At 70.0% G+C, this 17,407-nt stretch carries 15 protein-coding genes and 1 riboswitch; of the genes, 4 read left to right on the top strand and 11 right to left on the bottom strand.

The window, feature by feature from the left end:
* Positions 1-105: 105 nt before the first annotated feature.
* The gene (locus tag ACMW4R_RS07460; RefSeq protein WP_058596430.1) at positions 106-558 is read right to left on the bottom strand and encodes a GNAT family N-acetyltransferase; all 453 of its coding nucleotides are present in this window, start codon (positions 556-558) and stop codon (positions 106-108) included.
* Between the two features lie 175 nt (positions 559-733).
* Between ACMW4R_RS07460 and ACMW4R_RS07465 the strand changes: the two genes are divergently transcribed.
* Complete coding sequence (locus tag ACMW4R_RS07465; protein WP_363337796.1) at positions 734-2,953, top strand: NADP-dependent isocitrate dehydrogenase; 2,220 nt, start codon at positions 734-736, stop codon at positions 2,951-2,953.
* A gap of 259 nt (positions 2,954-3,212) precedes the next feature.
* Here ACMW4R_RS07465 and ACMW4R_RS07470 read toward each other — a convergent pair whose 3' ends face one another.
* The 3 genes from ACMW4R_RS07470 to ACMW4R_RS07480 all read right to left on the bottom strand — a co-directional run bounded on the left by ACMW4R_RS07470 (position 3,213) and on the right by ACMW4R_RS07480 (position 6,534).
* Positions 3,213-4,613, bottom strand: coding sequence for a L,D-transpeptidase family protein (locus ACMW4R_RS07470; protein WP_418299564.1), 1,401 nt, complete (start codon positions 4,611-4,613; stop codon positions 3,213-3,215).
* A gap of 134 nt (positions 4,614-4,747) precedes the next feature.
* Complete coding sequence (locus ACMW4R_RS07475; RefSeq protein ID WP_418299565.1) at positions 4,748-6,151, bottom strand: FAD-binding oxidoreductase; 1,404 nt, start codon at positions 6,149-6,151, stop codon at positions 4,748-4,750.
* A complete protein-coding gene (locus ACMW4R_RS07480; protein ID WP_081317485.1) occupies positions 6,148-6,534 on the bottom strand; it encodes a YrdB family protein in 387 nt (128 codons plus the stop codon). The genes ACMW4R_RS07475 and ACMW4R_RS07480 overlap by 4 nt, the downstream gene beginning before the upstream one ends.
* A gap of 126 nt (positions 6,535-6,660) precedes the next feature.
* Positions 6,661-6,746, top strand: a riboswitch (ZMP/ZTP riboswitch).
* 57 nt (positions 6,747-6,803) lie between these two features.
* Between ACMW4R_RS07480 and glyA the strand changes: the two genes are divergently transcribed.
* From glyA to ACMW4R_RS07495, 3 genes are all read left to right on the top strand, one after another.
* Positions 6,804-8,078, top strand: coding sequence for a serine hydroxymethyltransferase (glyA, locus tag ACMW4R_RS07485; protein WP_058614210.1), 1,275 nt, complete (start codon positions 6,804-6,806; stop codon positions 8,076-8,078).
* A gap of 239 nt (positions 8,079-8,317) precedes the next feature.
* The gene (locus ACMW4R_RS07490; protein WP_058626231.1) at positions 8,318-9,202 is read left to right on the top strand and encodes a bifunctional methylenetetrahydrofolate dehydrogenase/methenyltetrahydrofolate cyclohydrolase; all 885 of its coding nucleotides are present in this window, start codon (positions 8,318-8,320) and stop codon (positions 9,200-9,202) included.
* Between the two features lie 90 nt (positions 9,203-9,292).
* Positions 9,293-9,775: a hypothetical protein gene (locus ACMW4R_RS07495; RefSeq protein WP_058614208.1), complete on the top strand. Its 483-nt coding sequence runs from the start codon at positions 9,293-9,295 to the stop codon at positions 9,773-9,775.
* Positions 9,776-9,837: 62 nt separating this feature from the next.
* On the opposite strand, the gene ACMW4R_RS07500 is transcribed toward ACMW4R_RS07495, so the two are convergent.
* The 7 genes from ACMW4R_RS07500 to ACMW4R_RS07530 form a co-directional block, all read right to left on the bottom strand.
* Positions 9,838-10,572: a DUF6882 domain-containing protein gene (locus ACMW4R_RS07500; protein ID WP_418299566.1), complete on the bottom strand. Its 735-nt coding sequence runs from the start codon at positions 10,570-10,572 to the stop codon at positions 9,838-9,840.
* A gap of 36 nt (positions 10,573-10,608) precedes the next feature.
* Positions 10,609-11,409, bottom strand: coding sequence for an aldolase/citrate lyase family protein (locus ACMW4R_RS07505; protein ID WP_058598090.1), 801 nt, complete (start codon positions 11,407-11,409; stop codon positions 10,609-10,611).
* Positions 11,394-12,179: a fumarylacetoacetate hydrolase family protein gene (locus tag ACMW4R_RS07510; protein WP_058626228.1), complete on the bottom strand. Its 786-nt coding sequence runs from the start codon at positions 12,177-12,179 to the stop codon at positions 11,394-11,396. The genes ACMW4R_RS07505 and ACMW4R_RS07510 overlap by 16 nt, the downstream gene beginning before the upstream one ends.
* A 128-nt stretch (positions 12,180-12,307) precedes the next feature.
* A complete protein-coding gene (gene hpaD / locus ACMW4R_RS07515; protein WP_418299567.1) occupies positions 12,308-13,459 on the bottom strand; it encodes a 3,4-dihydroxyphenylacetate 2,3-dioxygenase in 1,152 nt (383 codons plus the stop codon).
* A 45-nt stretch (positions 13,460-13,504) separates the two neighbouring features.
* Entirely contained in the window at positions 13,505-15,025 is a 1,521-nt protein-coding gene (gene hpaE, locus ACMW4R_RS07520; protein WP_418299568.1) for a 5-carboxymethyl-2-hydroxymuconate semialdehyde dehydrogenase, read from the bottom strand.
* A gap of 94 nt (positions 15,026-15,119) precedes the next feature.
* On the bottom strand, positions 15,120-15,857 hold the full coding sequence (locus ACMW4R_RS07525; RefSeq protein ID WP_081317486.1) for a GntR family transcriptional regulator: 738 nt from the start codon (positions 15,855-15,857) through the stop codon (positions 15,120-15,122).
* Positions 15,857-17,317: a fumarylacetoacetate hydrolase family protein gene (locus tag ACMW4R_RS07530; protein ID WP_418299569.1), complete on the bottom strand. Its 1,461-nt coding sequence runs from the start codon at positions 17,315-17,317 to the stop codon at positions 15,857-15,859. The genes ACMW4R_RS07525 and ACMW4R_RS07530 overlap by 1 nt, the downstream gene beginning before the upstream one ends.
* Between the last annotated feature and the right edge of the window lie 90 nt (positions 17,318-17,407).

Genomic DNA, 17,407 nt, shown 5'->3' on the forward strand with positions numbered 1-17,407 from the left:
GCCGTCACCGAATCGGAACGGTGCAGCGGATTCGGACGAGCGAGCGGATCTGAGCCGAATCCGCTGCCCGAATCCGATTCTGTTGATCAGCCCACGCGCCGCGCGTCAGACGCTGACGCGCGCGATGACCTCGCCGTACTCGGTCTCGCCGACGGGCTGGAAGCCCACGCGCTGGAAGAAGGCCTCGGGGCCACCGACGCCGGGTTCGTAGATGACGTCGACGTGGTCCATGCCGCGCTCGCGCGCCTCGGCGAGCACCGCGGCGATCGCGTAGCTGCCGACGCCGCGGCCCTGCTCGTCCGCGTCGACGTTGATGCGCCAGAGGACGGAGCGGAAGTGCTCTTCGTGCGCGTCGGGATCGAAGTTGGCGCTGACGAAGCCCACGACCTCGTCGCCGTCGAGCACCACGCGCTGCCACGACGTCGAGGGGTTCATGACGGTGGCGGCGATGCCGTAGCTCACCGGGGCCAGGAACTGTTCCTGTCCGGGCTTCAACGACAGCGTGTTGACCGCCACGATCGTGGCGGCGGACAGTTCGACGAGACGAAGGTCGGCCATGCGCCCAGGCTATCGGCCCGACGGGGGTGTGCAACCTTCGGGATGCCGCAGAGTCACGGACGAAACCCGCAAGGGGCCGTCGCGGCGACCACCGAATTATCTTGACATCAAGAGACTTTGCCGAGGTGCGATAGGCTGAAACCACACCCTGGCCGCCTCTACGGAGAGATCTGACGTGCCCGATTCCACCATCATCTACACGTACACCGACGAGGCGCCGGCTCTCGCCACCGCGTCGTTCCTGCCCATCGTGCAGGCCGTCACGAAGCAGGCGGGGGTCGACGTCGAGACCCGCGACATCTCGCTCGCCGGCCGCATCCTCGCGGCCTTCCCCCAGCGCCTCACCCCCGAGCAGCAGGTGGGCGACGCGCTCGCCGAGCTCGGCGGTCTCGCGACGCTGCCCGAGGCGAACATCATCAAGCTGCCGAACATCTCGGCATCCATCCCGCAGCTCAAGGCCGCGATCGCCGAGCTCCAGTCGCAGGGCTACGACATCCCCGACTACCCGGACGAGGCGACGAGCGTCGAAGACAAAGACGTGCGCGCGCGCTACGACCGCATCAAGGGTTCCGCGGTGAACCCCGTGCTGCGCGAGGGCAACAGCGACCGCCGCGCCCCGCTCGCGGTGAAGAACTACGCGAAGAAGCACCCGCACCGCAACAAGCCGTTCGGCGAAGGCTCGAAGACCCGCGTCGCCACGATGGGCCACGACGACTTCTTCTCGAACGAGAAGTCGGTCGTGATCGCCGACGACGACGTCCTGTCGATCCAGCACGTCGCCGCCGACGGCACCGTCACCACGCTCAAGGAGGGCCTGAAGGTCCTCCAGGGTGAGATCGTGGATGCCACCTTCCTCTCGGCCGCGGCCCTCGACGCGTTCCTCGCCGACACGCTCGAGCAGGCGAAGGCCGACGACGTGCTCTACTCGGTGCACCTCAAGGCCACGATGATGAAGGTCAGCGACCCGATCATCTTCGGCCACGTCGTCAAGGCGTTCTTCGCCGACGTATTCGACCGCCACGGCGACGCCCTCGCTGCTGCCGGTCTCACGCCCAACGACGGTCTCGGCTCGATCCTCGCGGGTCTGGCGAACGTCGAAGGTGGCGACGCCATCGCTTCCGAGATCCGCGACGCCCTGGCATCCGGCCCCCGCCTGTCGTACGTCAACAGTGACAAGGGCATCACCAACCTGCACGTTCCGTCCGACGTGATCGTGGATGCCTCGATGCCGGCCCTCGTGCGCAACGGCGGCAAGCTGTGGGGCGTCGACGGGGGAGAGGACGACACCCTCGCCGTCATCCCCGACTCCTCGTACGCCGGGGTCTACCAGGCGACGATCGAGGATGTCATCGCCAACGGCCCGCTCGACCCGGCCACGATCGGTTCGGTGCCGAACGTCGGGCTCATGGCCCAGGCCGCCGAGGAGTACGGCAGCCACGACAAGACCTTCGAGATCGCCGCGCCCGGCCGCGTGCAGGTCGTCGCCTCGAACGGCGACGTGCTGCTCGAGCACGAGGTGAACGCGGGCGACATCTGGCGCGCGACGCAGACCAAGGACGTGGCCGTGCGCGACTGGGTGAAGCTCGCCGTGACCCGCGCCCGCGCGACCGGCGCGCCCGCCGTGTTCTGGCTCGACGAGAACCGCGCGCACGACCGCAACCTCATCGCCAAGGTCAACGAGTACCTCGCCGACCACGACACCGAGGGGCTCACGATCGAGATCCTCGCCCCCGCCGAGGCCACCAAGTACTCGCTCGAGCGCATCCGCCGCGGCGAGGACACGATCTCGGTCACGGGCAACGTGCTGCGCGACTACCTCACCGACCTGTTCCCGATCCTCGAGGTGGGCACGAGCGCCAAGATGCTCTCGATCGTCCCGCTGCTCGCGGGCGGTGGCCTGTTCGAGACGGGCGCCGGCGGTTCGGCTCCCAAGCACGTGCAGCAGCTCGTGCAGGAGGACTACCTCCGTTGGGACTCGCTCGGCGAGTTCTTCGCCCTCGCGGCGTCTCTCGAGCACCTCGCCGACACCACGGGCAATGAACGCGCTCGCGTCCTCGCCGAGACCCTGGATGCCGCGACCGGCACGTTCCTCGAGAACGACAAGTCGCCCGGCCGTGCCCTCGGCACGATCGACAACCGCGGCAGTCACTTCTACCTCGCGCTGTACTGGGCGCAGGAGCTGGCGAAGCAGACGAAGGATGCCGACCTCGCCGCGGTCTTCGCGCCGGTCGCCGAGAAGCTCGCGGCCGAGGAGCAGACCATCGTGTCCGAGCTCAACGCGGTCCAGGGCCACCACGCGGAGATCGGCGGCTACTACCGCCCCGACACCGCGCTCGTCGAGAAGGTCATGCGCCCGTCCGCGACCCTGAACGCGGTGGTCGACGCGCTGCGTTGAGTCGCTGACACGCTGAACCCGGGAGGGGCGGATGCCACTGGCATCCGCCCCTCTGCCGTCGCGACGCGCCCCCGGGCGGGATCGCGCCCGCGTCCCACGGCCCGCCGGGACCGGTCGAGTGTCCAAGACACGCCGTAACGGCCGCCCCGATTACGGCGTGTTTTGGACGCTCAACGGGGGCTGCTCGGGCCCGGGGTGCGGGCGCGGAGACGACGGAGGGGGCGGATGCCATGGCATCCGCCCCCTCGCGTGTCCGGGCTCAGTAGTGGACCGACACCTCGGTACCGCGGTACGCCCAGTCGTAGAGCTCCTTCGCGGCGGAGATGGTCATGTTGATGCAACCGTGGCTCATCGGCGTGCCGAAGTTGTTGTGCCAGTACGTGCCGTGGAAGCCCTCGTCACCGTTGAAGTACGAAACCCAGGGGACGTCCTTCGTGCAGTAGTCGTAGCCGGGGACGCAGCCCATGTCCTGCATCGACGTCTTCCAGCCGATGCGGAACTCGCCGGTGTGGGTGGCGTGCTCGCCCGCGCCCGACGAGATCGACCAGGAGCGATAGACCTGCCCGTTCTGCCAGAGCGTCGTGGTCTGGGTGCTGAGGTTGACATCGATCCAGCGCTCGGTCTTCGTCGTCTCGAACGGCGTCTCGCTCACCGTCAGGGCGAATCGTCCGTTGCCCTCGGCGAGCTGGGAGGCGAAGGCCGCGGCGATCCCCGTGGTGTCGCCGAGTGCGCGTCCGGTCTGGCCCTCGGTGTTCGTGTGGATGACCTCGCCACCCTTGTCCACGATCACGTCCGCGTTCACCGCGCCGCGGTCGACGGCCGCGGGGAGGCCCGCGACGGCCTGCTGGATCGCCGCTTCGTCGGCGGAGATCGCGAAGTCACCCGTGCCGTCGGGCGTGATCGTGAGCCACGAGGCGGCGGTGGCCCGGTCGACCGGGACCGTGCGCTCGTCGCCGACGTAGAAGCCGGCGTTGTCGAGGATGCCGTTCAGCTGCGCGACGGCCGCGTCGGCCTCTTCGGTGGTGACCGGGGCCTCGACCGGGACGACGCCCGCCTGCGCGGTCGTGCTGACGGTGCCGGCGTCGAAGGCGCTCTGGAGGGCGGCGGTGACCGCGGCTGGGTCGATGCCCTCACCGGGCTGCGCGGGAGTTGCGACGTACGACTGCGAACCGGCGTCGTACGCGACGGTCGCGTCGACGGGAGCCTTGTAGGTGTCGGGGGCGAGGTCGCGGAGTGCCGCCGCGGCCTTGGCGGGGTCGACGTTGATCGCGACACCCGTGCCCTCGGGGAACCACGACGAGGGCTTCCACATCGGGTTCTCGGAGAACGCCTTGTCGGCGATGGCCTGCGCGTCGACCGTGGCGCCGAGCTCGGCACCGGTCACGGTGACCGAGCCCGCCGGGCTCTCGACCGCGATGCTCGTGTTCGCCAGTCGGTCGGAGATCGCCTGGGCCGCGGCTCCCGCCGTGAGGCCGCCGATCTGCACGCCGGCGACGGAGGCTCCGGGGGCGATGAGGACGAAAGATGCCGCCAGCAGCGCGACGGCGGTCGCGCCCGCCGGGATGCCGATCCACAGGCCCGATCGGTTCTTGCGCTTCTTCGGCTCGGGCGGTGCCCACGCGTACGTCGCGCCGTCGGTGCTGTTCGCGCCGTCGGTCATAAGTCAAACCCCCCGATAGTCAGTCTTCTCATGCTAAAGGCGAGTGTTGCGTGTGCGCCGTGAGCTTTATCACGGTCTTATCACGTCGAGGACGATGCAGCCCGGGGCTCGCGGCCGCGTCCATCGAACGGACGTCAGGCGGCGAAGACCTTGCCCGGATTCAGGATGCCGAGGGGATCGAACACGCGAGCGATCTCGCGCTGCAGCTGCCACTGATCGTCCCCGAGCTCGTCGGCGAGCCAGCGGCGCTTGAGCACGCCGATCCCGTGCTCTCCGGTGAGCGTGCCACCGAGTTCCAGCGCCGCGCGGAACACCTCCTCGGCCGCCTCCCACACGATCGGCGGCACGTCGGGACCCTCGAAGACGAAGTTCGGGTGCAGGTTTCCGTCGCCGGAGTGCGCGACGGTCGGGATGACGAGGCCGTACTTCTGCTCGATCCGCGCGATCTCGTCGAACATCGCGGGCAGGGCGGTGCGCGGCACCGAGACGTCCTCGATGAGGGTGGTGCCGAGTGATTCCATGGCGGCATGCATCGATCGGCGCACGGCGAGAAGCTCCTCACCCTCGGCATCGTCGGCGGCGACGGACACCTTCCCGCCGGCCGCGGTCAGGACCTCGGCGATCGTGCGCGCCTCGGCAGCGGCGACCGGACCGTCGGTCTGGATGGTGAGCTGAGCTGCGCCCTGCGGCGGTTCGGGGAGTGACAGCAGGCGGTGCACGGCCGCGAGGCACCTGGCATCCATCAGCTCCATGATCGCGGGCTGGACTCCGGATGCCGTGACCGCGGCGGACGCGACGGCGGCGGCGCGCACCCCGTCGAACAGCGCGGTGAGGGTGACGCGCTCGCCCTCGACGAGACGTCGGAGCTTGAGAGTCGCTCCCACCACCACGCCGAGAGTGCCCTCGGAGCCGATCACGAGAGAGGTGAGGTCGAGACCCGTGACGCCTTTCACGCTGCGATGGCCGAGGTGCATCAGCCGGCCGTCGGCGAGCACGAGGTCGACGCCGAGGACCGCGTCGCGCACGACGCCGTACTTCGCGCAGAGCAGGCCGCCGGCACCCGTGGCGATGTTGCCACCGACCGTCGAGATCGCGCGGCTCGCGGGGTCGGGAGCCCACCACACGCCGTGCGGCTCGAGAAGGGCGTTGAGCTCGGCGTTGACGATGCCCGGCTCGACCACCGCGAGGAGGTCGTCGGGGCGCACCTCGAGAAGCCGGTCCATGCCGCGTAGCGAGAGGGCGATCTCACCGCCCCCCGTGTTCGCTCCGCCCGCGAGACCCGTCCCGGCACCGCGAGGCACCACGGGAGTCCGCGTCGCGGTCGCGATGCGCATGACCGCCTGCACGTCGGAGACGGATGCCGCGTGCACGACGGCGAGGGGCGTGCCGTCGGAGGCGTGGCCCGACTTGTCGGCGCGGACGGCGGCCAGAGCGTCGGGGGAGGTGTCGACGCGGTCGCCGAGCTCGGCGCGGAGAAGCGCGAGCGTCGCATCCGCCGCACCCCGCGCGGGAGTCGCCGCCGCGCCGTCGGCGCTCACGCCAGACGCCGCCGGCCGTTCAGCGCGCCGAGGACCACGGCGACGATCGCGAAGCCGAGGCCGATCCACGCCTGGCCCATGCTCCACCACGCGACGGTGGCGGCGGCGTACACGAAGAGCTCGACGAGGGCGCGGATGAAGGGGTGCACCGCGAGCACCGCGCGCGGCGACACGAACAGGGCCCAGATCAGGATCGCGAGGAGGGGGGCGCCGATCCCCGCGACGATGTTCCACGGCAGCGGCCACGCGGTGAAGCCCCAGATCGCGAGGGTCACGAATGCGAAGATCCCGCAGAGCACGCTGCCGATCTCGATCGCGGTCGGACGCGGGCGCATGCCGGGAGCGAGCGGTGCCTGCGCGCGGACGTTGGGGGAGTCGGTCACCCCGCCATTTTACGCGGGCCGGTCGGCGCACCCTCCCGACTCTTTCGCCATCGAGCCGACAGCGATCCTGTGCAGGAACAGTGGATGCCGGAACACGAGGGATGCGGACACCTTTACCCGCTAAAGTGGCACCGTCGCGACTGGCGTTGAGGTGGGACACCACCGGGGAGCGACCGCTTGACGGTATTCGACCGCACGCCTGGGTCGATGCGGTATCTCCGCGGACTCGCCGAGTCCGTGGCATCCGGAACCATCGTCAAGGAGATCGCATGACCGATCCGTACTTCAACGCCCCCCTCTCCGAGGTCGACCCCGAGATCGCCGAGGTGCTCGAGCGCGAGCTGAACCGTCAGCGCGGATTCCTCGAGATGATCGCGTCGGAGAACTTCGTTCCCGTCTCGGTTCTGCAGTCGCAGGGCTCGGTACTGACCAACAAGTACGCCGAGGGCTACCCGGGTCGCCGCTACTACGGCGGTTGTGAAGAGGTCGACGTCGCCGAGTCGCTCGCGATCGAGCGGGCGAAGCAGCTGTTCGGTGCCGAGTTCGCGAACGTCCAGCCGCACTCCGGTGCCTCGGCGAACGCCGCGGTGCTGCACGCGATCGCCCGCCCCGGCGACACGCTCCTCGGTCTCGCCCTCGACCAGGGCGGTCACCTGACCCACGGCATGAAGATCAACTTCTCGGGCCGTCTCTACGACATCGTCGCCTACGGCGTCGACCCCGAGACCAGCGTCATCGACATGGACGAGGTGCGCCGCCTCGCCGTCGAGCACAAGCCGAAGGTCATCATCGCCGGTTGGTCGGCGTACCCCCGTCAGCTCGACTTCGCGGCCTTCCGCGCGATCGCCGACGAGGTGGGCGCCCTCCTGTGGGTCGACATGGCGCACTTCGCCGGTCTCGTCGCCGCGGGCGTGCACCCGAGCCCCATCCCGCACGCGCACGTCGTCTCGACCACCGTGCACAAGACGATCGGCGGCCCCCGTTCGGGCCTCATCCTCACCAACGACGAGGCGCTGGCGAAGAAGATCAACACCGCGGTCTTCCCCGGGCAGCAGGGCGGTCCGCTCATGCACGTGATCGCCGCCAAGGCGACGGCGTTCAAGCTCGCGATGACGCCCGAATTCAAGGAGCGTCAGGAGCGCACCCTCCGCGGTGCGGCGATCCTCGCCGACCGTCTCACCCAGGACGACGTCAAGAACGCCGGCATCGCCGTGCGCTCGGGAGGCACCGACGTGCACCTCGTGCTCGTCGACCTCCGCGAGGCCGAGATCGACGGCAAGCAGGCCGAAGACCTGCTGCATGACATCCACATCACGGTCAACCGCAACGCCGTCCCCAACGACCCGCGCCCGCCGATGGTGACCTCGGGTCTGCGCATCGGCACTCCGGCGCTCGCGACGCGCGGCTTCGGTGACGCGGAGTTCACCGAGGTGGCCGACATCATCGCGCTCGCGCTGATCCCCGGCGCCGACGTCGAGGCCCTGCGCGCGCGCGTGGCGAAGCTGACCGAGGCGTTCCCGCTGTACCCCGACCTGCAGCAGTGAGCCCCGCCGGGGCGGGACCGTCAACGCGGCGGCCCCGTCCCGGCATCCGCTCCTCCGCTGACGCGGATCGTGCGGTCCGCCGCACCGCCCCCGCCCCGGGACCGCACGCATAAACGCGATCCGCGCACAGAAACACGGGGAGAGCGCGTTTACGTGAGTGGATGGCGTTTATGCGTCACGGAGCGTTCATGCGTGGGCACACCCCGCACGACCCATCGACACCCAGGAAGAGGGATGCCATGACGGCGACGATTCTCGACGGTAAGGCCGCGTCGGCGGCGATCAAGGCGGAGCTCACCGAGCGTGTCGCCGCCCTGCGCCAGAAGGGGATCATCCCGGGTATCGCGACGGTGCTCGTGGGCGCCGACCCGGCCTCGCAGCTGTACGTCGGCATGAAGCACAAGCAGTCCGAGGCGATCGGGATGAACTCCATCCAGGTCGAACTGCCCGCCGAGGCCACTCAGGAGGAGGTCGAGGCCGTCATCGACCGTCTCAATGCCGATCCCGCCTGCCATGGCTACATCGTGCAGCTGCCGCTGCCGAAGCACCTCGACACCGACGCGATCCTCGAGCGCATCGATCCGGCGAAGGATGCCGACGGCCTGCACCCCACGAACCTCGGACGCCTCGTGCTCAACGTCAACGCGCCGATCCTCACGCCCCTGCCGTGCACCCCGCGCGGTGTGATCGAGCTGCTGCTACGCAACGACTACGACCTGAAGGGCAAGGAGGTCGTGGTCGTCGGCCGCGGCGTCACAATCGGCCGTTCGATCGGCCTGCTGCTCACCCGCCGCGAGATCAACGCCACCGTGACGCTGACCCACACGGGTACGGCCGACCTCGCGAAGCACCTGCGCGAGGCCGACGTGATCGTCGCCGCCGCGGGCGTGAAGCACATCGTGCGCGCCGAAGACGTCAAGCCGGGCGCCGCGGTGCTCGACGTGGGCGTGACGCGCGAGACCGACCCCGAGACCGGGAAGTCCCGCGTCTACGGCGACGTGCACCCTGACGTGGCTGAGGTCGCGGGCTTCGTGTCGCCCAACCCGGGCGGCGTCGGACCCATGACGGTCGCCCTGCTGATGACGAACGTCGTCGAGGCCGCGGAGCGCGCCGCCGCGGTCTGACGGTGAACGGGGTGCGACCGCCGAGCGAACGGACGGAGCCTCGCGTGCAAGGGCTGGGCAGGATCCCTCTCCCCGTGGGATCGTATGTGCATGACTGAGTCCGTGCTGAACGACCTCCTCCGCCGCGTCACCGAGAGCGGCCTGCTCGACGACGCCCAGATCGACGAAGACAGCGTGATCGGTGTCGGACACCTGGATGCCGCCGGCGTCGAGGTGGAGGTCGACCTCGACCCCGAGATCGACGACGAGGACGAGCCCGACCTCGACGGCATCCTGTCCAACCTGAAGGACATCCTCTCGGTGACCGAGGACCGTTGGAGCGCGATCGTCGACGAGATCGCCACCGAGATCGAGGAGGCGGTGGACGACGACGAGCTGAGCGCGGACATCGACCTGCGCACCGACCTCGAGGCGATCGGCGTGGGCATCTTCGCCGACGCGATCATCGTCGTGTTCGCGGGGGAGACGGCATTCCCCGACGCGCTCGTGCACGTGCAGCTCACGCCCGAGCTCGAGGTCGAGGACATCGAGATCATCGGTGACGACGACGACGAGGACGACGACGAAGACTGACGCGCGATGAAGGGGGCCGGACGGATCGTCCGGCCCCCTTCATCGTTTCCGCGGAACGCGAATCAGGCCGCGGCGCCGCCCAGCGAGCTCTCCATCGCCGTGATGCGGGCGTGCTCGTCGAAGCGGAACGTCATCGACCCCGTGGCATCCTGCACGGTGGCCGCCGAGAAGGCGCCATCGGCCCACTCCAGGGTCCAGCCGGCCAGGCGTGCGAGGTCCCACACCGAGCTGCGCGGGTCGGCGGGCGTCGTGGTCGACAGGATGCGCGGCATCCGGACTCCCGCGTGCGCGACGGTCAGAGGCGGCAGCGGGGCGTCGAGGAGCAGGACCGCGCGCGTGCCCGCGTCTCCGACCGGTGCGGAATAGTACGGTGATCGGCCAGTCACCTCGACCGCGACTCCGGCGATGACGTGCGAGGCCTCGGCGATCCAGTCGGCGTCTCCGGCCGCGTCGGCGGGAAACGGGGCCTCGGGGGAGGACAGCTCGGCGATGCCGTGCTCCTGCCCGTACGCGCGCAGGCGAGCGGCCGGGTTCTGGTCGCCGCCGCCGTTCGGGTGCGCCCATCCCCAGAGCACCGAGCGCGGTCCCGGCGCGATCGAGGCGACGAGGTGCGCGCGGGCGACGAGCGTGCGGTTCGGGTCGTCGAGAGCGCTGAAGGTCAGGGTGCCCGCCGCGAGGTCGGTGTCCCAGCGGTGGGGACCGAGGGCGTCGGCGGCGGTGCCGAGGTCGTCTTGCCGCAGCGCGGTGAAGAACGCGGCTCGGTCGGCGAGGGGTTGAAGCGCGGGGAACGTGGTCATGTGCTCACCCTAGAGACGGACCCTTGGTGCGAGGTCTCAATAGCTTGCGCGTTCGCCGCTCCCCGGCGCGGCGAACCGCTGCGCGAGGGCCTCGGAGGCGCGCGCCAGCAGGGCGACGTCCGCCCCGACCGCGACGAAGTCGGCTCCGGCGTCGAGGTAGGCCTCCGCCACCGCGGGGTCGAACGCATTCACGCCGACCGGGGTCCCGGCATCCCGGCACGCGGCGAAGACGGCGTGGACGGCCGCGACGACGTCGGGGTGCGACTGCCGGCCGAGAAGACCCATGGATGCCGAGAGGTCGGAGGGGCCGACGAAGACGGCATCCACTCCCTCGACGGCGGCGATCTCGGCCGCGGCGGCGACTCCGGCGGTGGTCTCGATCTGCACGGTGAGTGAGACGTGCTCGGTCGCACCCGTGAGGTACCCGTCGACACGGTTCCAGCGGGCGCTCCGGGCCAGGGCGCTGCCGACCCCGCGGATGCCCGCGGGCGGGTACCGCGTCGCCGCGACCGCTGCGCGCGCTTCGTCGGCCGACGACACCATCGGCACGATGAGGTTCTGCGCGCCGAGGTCGAGCACCTGCTTGATCACGACCGGGTCGTTCCACGGCACGCGGACGACCGGGGTCACCGGGTAGGCCGCGGTCACCTGGAGGAGCACGAGCACCGTCTCGAGCGAGGTCGCCGAGTGCTCCATGTCGAGCAGCAGCCAGTCCAGCCCCGATCCCGCGGCGATCTCGGCGGCGACGGGGCTGCCCGAGCACACCCACATCCCCGCCAGGGGACGATCGGATGCCGCGAGAGCCGCGCGGAAGGTCGGGTTCAGACGAAGCGGCACGAGATCGTTCCCATCGGTCCGTAGTCGCAGAGCACGTCGTCGCCCCGCGACACCCACATCGGGCGTGTGAACGATCCTGCCAGGATGATCTCGCCCGCCTCCAGGCGCGCGCCGTGCTGGGAGAACTTGTTGGCGAGCCACGCGACTCCGGTCGCGGGGTGGCCGAGCACGCCCGCGGCGACGCCGGTCTCCTCGATCTCGCCGTTACGGCTCAGGACGCCGGGGACCCAGCGCAGGTCGATCTCGTCGGGGCGCCTGTGGACGTCGCCGAGCACCATCGCGCCGTAGGCGGCGTTGTCGCTGATCGTGTCGACGATCGTGCGTCCCTCGAGCTCGATGTGGGAGTTGAGCACCTCGAGCGCGGGGACGGCGTAGTCGATCGCGGCGAGGGCGTCGTCGAGCGTGCAGTCGGGCCCCTCGAGCGGCGTCCTCAGGACGAACGCGAGCTCGACCTCGATACGGACGTTCGAGAAGTGCTCGACGGGGATCTCGTCGCCCGACCGGTAGACGGTGTCGTCGAACATCACGCCGTAGTCGGGCTCGGTGATGCCCGTCGCCTGCTGCATGGCCTTGGAGGTCAAGCCGATCTTGCGCCCGACGAGCGTGCGACCCGCGGCGAGCTGCGTGTCGCGCCAGCGGCCCTGGATCCGGTACGAGTCGTCGACCGTGGCATCCGGGAATCTCGCCGTGATCCGCGGGATCACCGAATGCGTCCGGTCGGCTTCGGCGAGTTCGGCCGCGATGGCGTCGATCTGTTCGTCGGTGAGCATGGGTTCCTCTCCAAATGACTACCCTCGTCCCACTTCTGGCGGTGCATGTCCCGATCGTGGTCGGTCGAGCGGGGCTCAAGTAGCCATAAGTGGGACATCGTCTGTGGGGGCGCGCGGGGTCGGTGGGGTCAGAGCTGGTTGCCGAGCTTGAACTCGGAACCGGATGCCGAAGCCTCGGGCGGGCGGGTGTAGCTGAAGCCGTCGGCGCCGATCGTCACGGCCATCTCGCTCGAGTCCGTGCGTGCGCGCACCGGTTGCGGGTTGCCGTCGAGGTCGAGCACGAGCGAGCCGTCGGTGTACCAGGAGGGGACGACGGGGTTGCCCCACCAGTCGCGGCGCTGGTTGTCGTGCACGTCCCAGGTGATGACCGGGTTGTCGGGGTCGCCGGTGTAGTAGTCCTGCGTGTACACCTCGACGCGGTGGCCGTCGGGGTCGCGCAGGTACAGGTAGAACGCGTTCGAGACGCCGTGGCGGCCGGGGCCGCGTTCGATGGCATCCGACCGACGGAGGGCGCCGAGCTTGTCGCAGATGGCGAGGATGTTGTGCTTCTCGTGGGTGGCGAAGCAGACGTGGTGCATACGGGGGCCGTCGCCGCCGGTCATGGCGGTGTCATGGACGGTCGGCTTGCGGCGCATCCAGGCGGCGTAGACGGTGCCCTCCTCGTCCTGGATGTCCTCGGTCACCCGGAAGCCGAGCGCTTGCATGAAGTTGACCGCGCGGGGCACGTCGGGCGTGATCTGGTTGAAGTGGTCGAGGCGGACGAGCTCGCCGGGGGAGTGCAGGTCGTACCGCCACGACAGGCGCTCCTGGTGCTCGGTGTCGAAGAAGAACTCGTACGGGAAGCCGAGCGGGTCGACCACGCGCACGGAGTCGCCGATGCCCTTGGTGAACCCGTTCGGTTCGCGGCGCACGTCGCAGCCGAGCTCTTCGTAGAACGCCACGGCCTTGTCGAGGTCGTCGGACGAGCGCACGCGGTACGAGAACGCGGCGACCGCGGCCACCGGGCCTTTGCGCAGCACGAGATTGTGGTGGATGAACTCCTCGGTGGAGCGGAGGTAGATCGCCTCGTCGTCCTCCTCGGTGATGTGCAGGCCCAGGATGTCGACGTAGAAGACCCGGGATGCCGCGAGGTCGGTGACGATCAGCTCCATGTAGGCGCAGCGCAGGATGTCGGGTGCGGGCGCCTGGGGCGTCGGGATGGGGTTGTCCGAGTGGATCGGGGCTTCCTGGGTCACCCAGAAGCCCGAGGAGGTCTTCTCTTCTTCGGTGTGCTTTGCCATGGTTCGCGTCCTTGCGTGTGGTCGGGAGGGTCGGGCGGCGGCGGCTCAGTGGGCCTGCGCCTTGCCGAACGTGGGGTTGTGGGCGGGGCCGAGCGTGATGTGCACGGCCTGCTGGTCGGTGTAGAAGTCGATCGAGCGGTAGCCGCCCTCGTGACCCAGGCCCGAGGCCTTCACACCGCCGAACGGGGTGCGGAGATCGCGGACGTTGTTGGAGTTCAGCCACACCATGCCCGCCTCGACGTTCTGCGCGAAGTTGTGCGCGCGCTTGAGGTCGCTGGTCCACACGTAGGCGGCAAGGCCGTACTTCGTGTTGTTCGCCAGGGCGAGCGCCTCTTCGTCGGTGTCGAAGGGCGTGATCGCGACGACCGGCCCGAAGATCTCCTCCTGGAAGATGCGCGCGTCGGGGGAGACGTCGGCGAAGACCGTGGGGCGCACGAAGTTGCCCTCGGGGAACTCCTCGGGCCGGCCGCCGCCCGCGACGAGACGTCCCTCGGTCTTGCCGAGCTCGACGTACGACATGACCTTCGCGTAGTGCTCGGGGTGCACGAGCGCGCCGACCTCGGTCGCGGGGTCGTCGGGGTAGCCGACCGTGACGCGATCGGCCTGCGCGGCGTAGCGCTCGACGAACTCGTCGTACACGTCACGCTGCACGAGGATGCGGCTGCCCGCGGTGCAGCGCTCGCCGTTGAGCGAGAACACCCCGAAGATGGTCGCGTCGATCGCGGCGTCGAGGTCGGCATCCGCGAAGACGATCGCCGGGCTCTTGCCGCCCAGCTCCATCGACAGGCCCTTCAGGAACGGCGCAGAGTTCGCGAAGATCAGCGACCCGGTGCTGCTCTCGCCGGTGAACGAGATGAGCGGCACCTCGGGGTGCTTCACGAGCGCGTCGCCGGCGTCTTCGCCGAGGCCGTTGACGAGGTTGAACACGCCCTCGGGGAGACCCGCCTCCTCGAAGATCCCGGCCCACAGGGATGCCGAGAGAGGGGTGAACTCGGCCGGCTTGAGCACCACGGTGTTGCCGGTCGCGAGCGCGGGGCCGAGCTTCCACGACTCGAGCATGAAGGGCGTGTTCCACGGCGTGATGAGACCTGCGACGCCGATCGGCTTGCGGTTGACGTAGTTGAGCTGGCGCCCCGGCACCTTGAAGGCGTCGTCGGTCTGGGCGACGATCAGGTCGGCGAAGAAGCGGAAGTTCTCCGCCGCCCGTCGGGCCTGACCGAGCGCCTGGGTGATGGGCAGGCCCGAGTCGAAGGACTCCAGCTCCGCGAGGCGCTCGTCGCGCGACTCCACGATGTCGGCGATGCGGTGCAGCACGCGCGAACGCTCGCGGGGAAGCATCCGGGGCCAGGGTCCCTCGGTGAACGCCTTCCGGGCGGCGGCGACGGCGAGGTCGATGTCGGCCTTCTTGCCGGCGGCGGCGCGCAGATACGTCTGGTTCGTCACCGGGTCGAGCACGTCGAACGTGTCACCGTCGACCGAGTCGACGAACCGGCCGCCGATGTAGTGCTGGATGCGCTCGGGCAGATCGGCCGGGACGCGGCGGGTGGTGGTGAGCGGGGTGGTCATGCGGGCTCCTTCGGTGAAGAGGGGTGGCTGCCGGGGACCTCGCGATCCGCGACGTCGGCGTCGTGGGGGCGTGGGGTGTCGGCATCCGGGATCATCAGAAAGCGGGCAGGCCGAGCGCCTCGTCGGGGTGCTCGTGGATCATGTAGGCGTCGAGGGTCGCGGAGCGGTGGCGGCGCGAGGCCTTCTCGATCTCGGCGAGCGGGGCGCCGGTCTCGATGAGGACGAGGATGTTCTCGTGCTCGCGCACCGACTCGGCCGCGCGACCGGGCACGAAGCTGAACGTCGAGTCGCGCAGGTGCCCGAGGCGGGCCCACTCGGCCTGCACGAGCTCGAGCATGCGCGGGTTCGCGCACCTCTCGAACAGGATCGCGTGGAACTCCTGGTTCAGCGCGGTGAAGGCGCGGGGGTCGAAGTGCTCGAGCGTCTCGACCATCAGCTCGTTCACCTGGCGGGCCCGGCGCACGTCGTCGGTCGTGAGCGCACGTGCCGACAGGGCGGTCGCCGCCCCCTCGAGGATGCTGAGCGACTGCATGCTGAAGCGGTAGGCGGTGTCGTCGACCATCGACACGCGCGCGCCCACGTTGCGCTCGAACATCACGAGGCCCTCGGCTTCGAGCTGGCGGATCGCCTCACGCACCGGGACCACGCTCATGTCCAGCTCGCCGGCGATCGTGCCGAGCACCAGGCGGTAGCCGGGGGTGAACTCCTGTGAGGCGATGCGGTCCTTGATCCAGTGGTAGGCCTGCTGCGATTTGCTGCGGCTGGGGGCCGGTGTGGCGGGGGCCTGCGTCGCGCGGCGGTCGGGCGCGGCACCGGGGGTCGTGGCATCCATCAGTTCTGCCTCTCGCTCTCGTAGCGCGCGCGCCACTCCGCGTTCATGGGGAAGAGCCCCTCGACCGGGTGACCGGATGCCACCTGGCGGGCGATCCACGCATCCTCCTCTTCCTGCGCGAGGGCGGCGTCGACCACTTCTTCGGCGAGGGCGGGAGGGAGGACGATCACGCCGTCGCCGTCGCCGACGAGGATGTCGCCGGGTTCGACGGTGGTACCGCCGCAGCCGATCGCGACGTCGGTCTCCCACGGCACGTGCCTCCGGCCGAGGACGGCGGGGTGCGGGCCGGCGGTGAACACCGGGATGCCGACCGCGGCGACGGCCTCGGCGTCTCGGACGCCGCCGTCGGTCACGATCGCGGCGGCTCCGCGCGCGTGCGCGCGAATCGCGAGGATGTCGCCGAGCGTTCCCGAGCCGGTCTCGCCGCGGGCCTCGATCACGAGGACCTCGCCCTCTTCGACGGCGTCGAACGCACGCTTCTGCGCGTTCTGGCCGCCGCCGTGGCTGGCGAAGAGGTCTTCGCGGTGGGGGAGGAAGCGGAGCGTGCGGGCGGTGCCGACGAACCGGCTGCCCGGGGTGAGGGCGTGGACGCCGTCGATCGTGACGTCGTTCAGGCCGCGCTTGCGCAGCTGTCCGCTGAGGGCGGCGACGGGGACGCGGCCCAGCTTCTCGCGGAGGGCGGGGGTGAGCGCGGGAGCGGGCGGGGTCAGCCCCGCGGCCGCAGCCGAGCCCCACGCCTCGGTGCGCTGGGTGTCGTCGACCCCGGGCAGTGAGCCGATCGCGGCGTCGAAGGATCGCGAGCCCTCGACCACCGTGGTGCGGAGCCGGCCGGTCGAGTGGATGCCGGCATCCACCTGAACCTCGACGACGTCGCCGGGCACGACCACCGAGGATCCCGCGGGGGTGCCGGTGAGGATCACGTCGCCGGTCTCGAGGGTGAAGTGCTGCGAGAGGTCGGCGACGATCTGGGCGAGGGGGAAGATGAGCCCGGCGGTGGTGTCGTCCTGCACGATCTCGCCGTTCACCCACGTGCGCAGGCGCAGGGCCGCGGGGTCGACGTTGCGCGCGTCGATGAGGTCCGGGCCGAGGGGCGTGTAGCCGTCGCCGCCCTTGGAGCGGACGTTCGAGCCCTTGTCGTTCGCGCGCAGGTCGTACAGACCGAAGTCGTTCGCGGCGGTGACGGATGCCACGTGCGACCACGCGGCATCCGGAGTCACCCATCGCGCGGGCTCGCCGATGACGAGTGCGATCTCACCTTCGAAGGCCAGCAGCTCGGTGCCGGCGGGGCGCACGATCTCAGCGCCCGAGGGAGCGAGCGAGCTGGACGGCTTGAAGAAGTACGAGGGCGTGGCCGGGCGACGGCCGCGCTGATCGGCGCGGGAGGCGTAGGAGAGGTGGACGGCCACGATCTTGCCGGGGCGCGCGCCGAGGGCGGTGAACCGGGGGTCGGTGTCGGTCATGGGTGCTCCCTTGCGTCGTATCTGAAATCGTATACGATGTTGCCCACCCCAGCAACAAACGCCTCGTCGCCGACGACGACGTCCGGGGTC

It is taken from the genome of Microbacterium sp. S1037 (assembly GCF_048381605.1).
Taxonomy (GTDB): Bacteria; Actinomycetota; Actinomycetes; order Actinomycetales; family Microbacteriaceae; genus Microbacterium; species Microbacterium testaceum_B.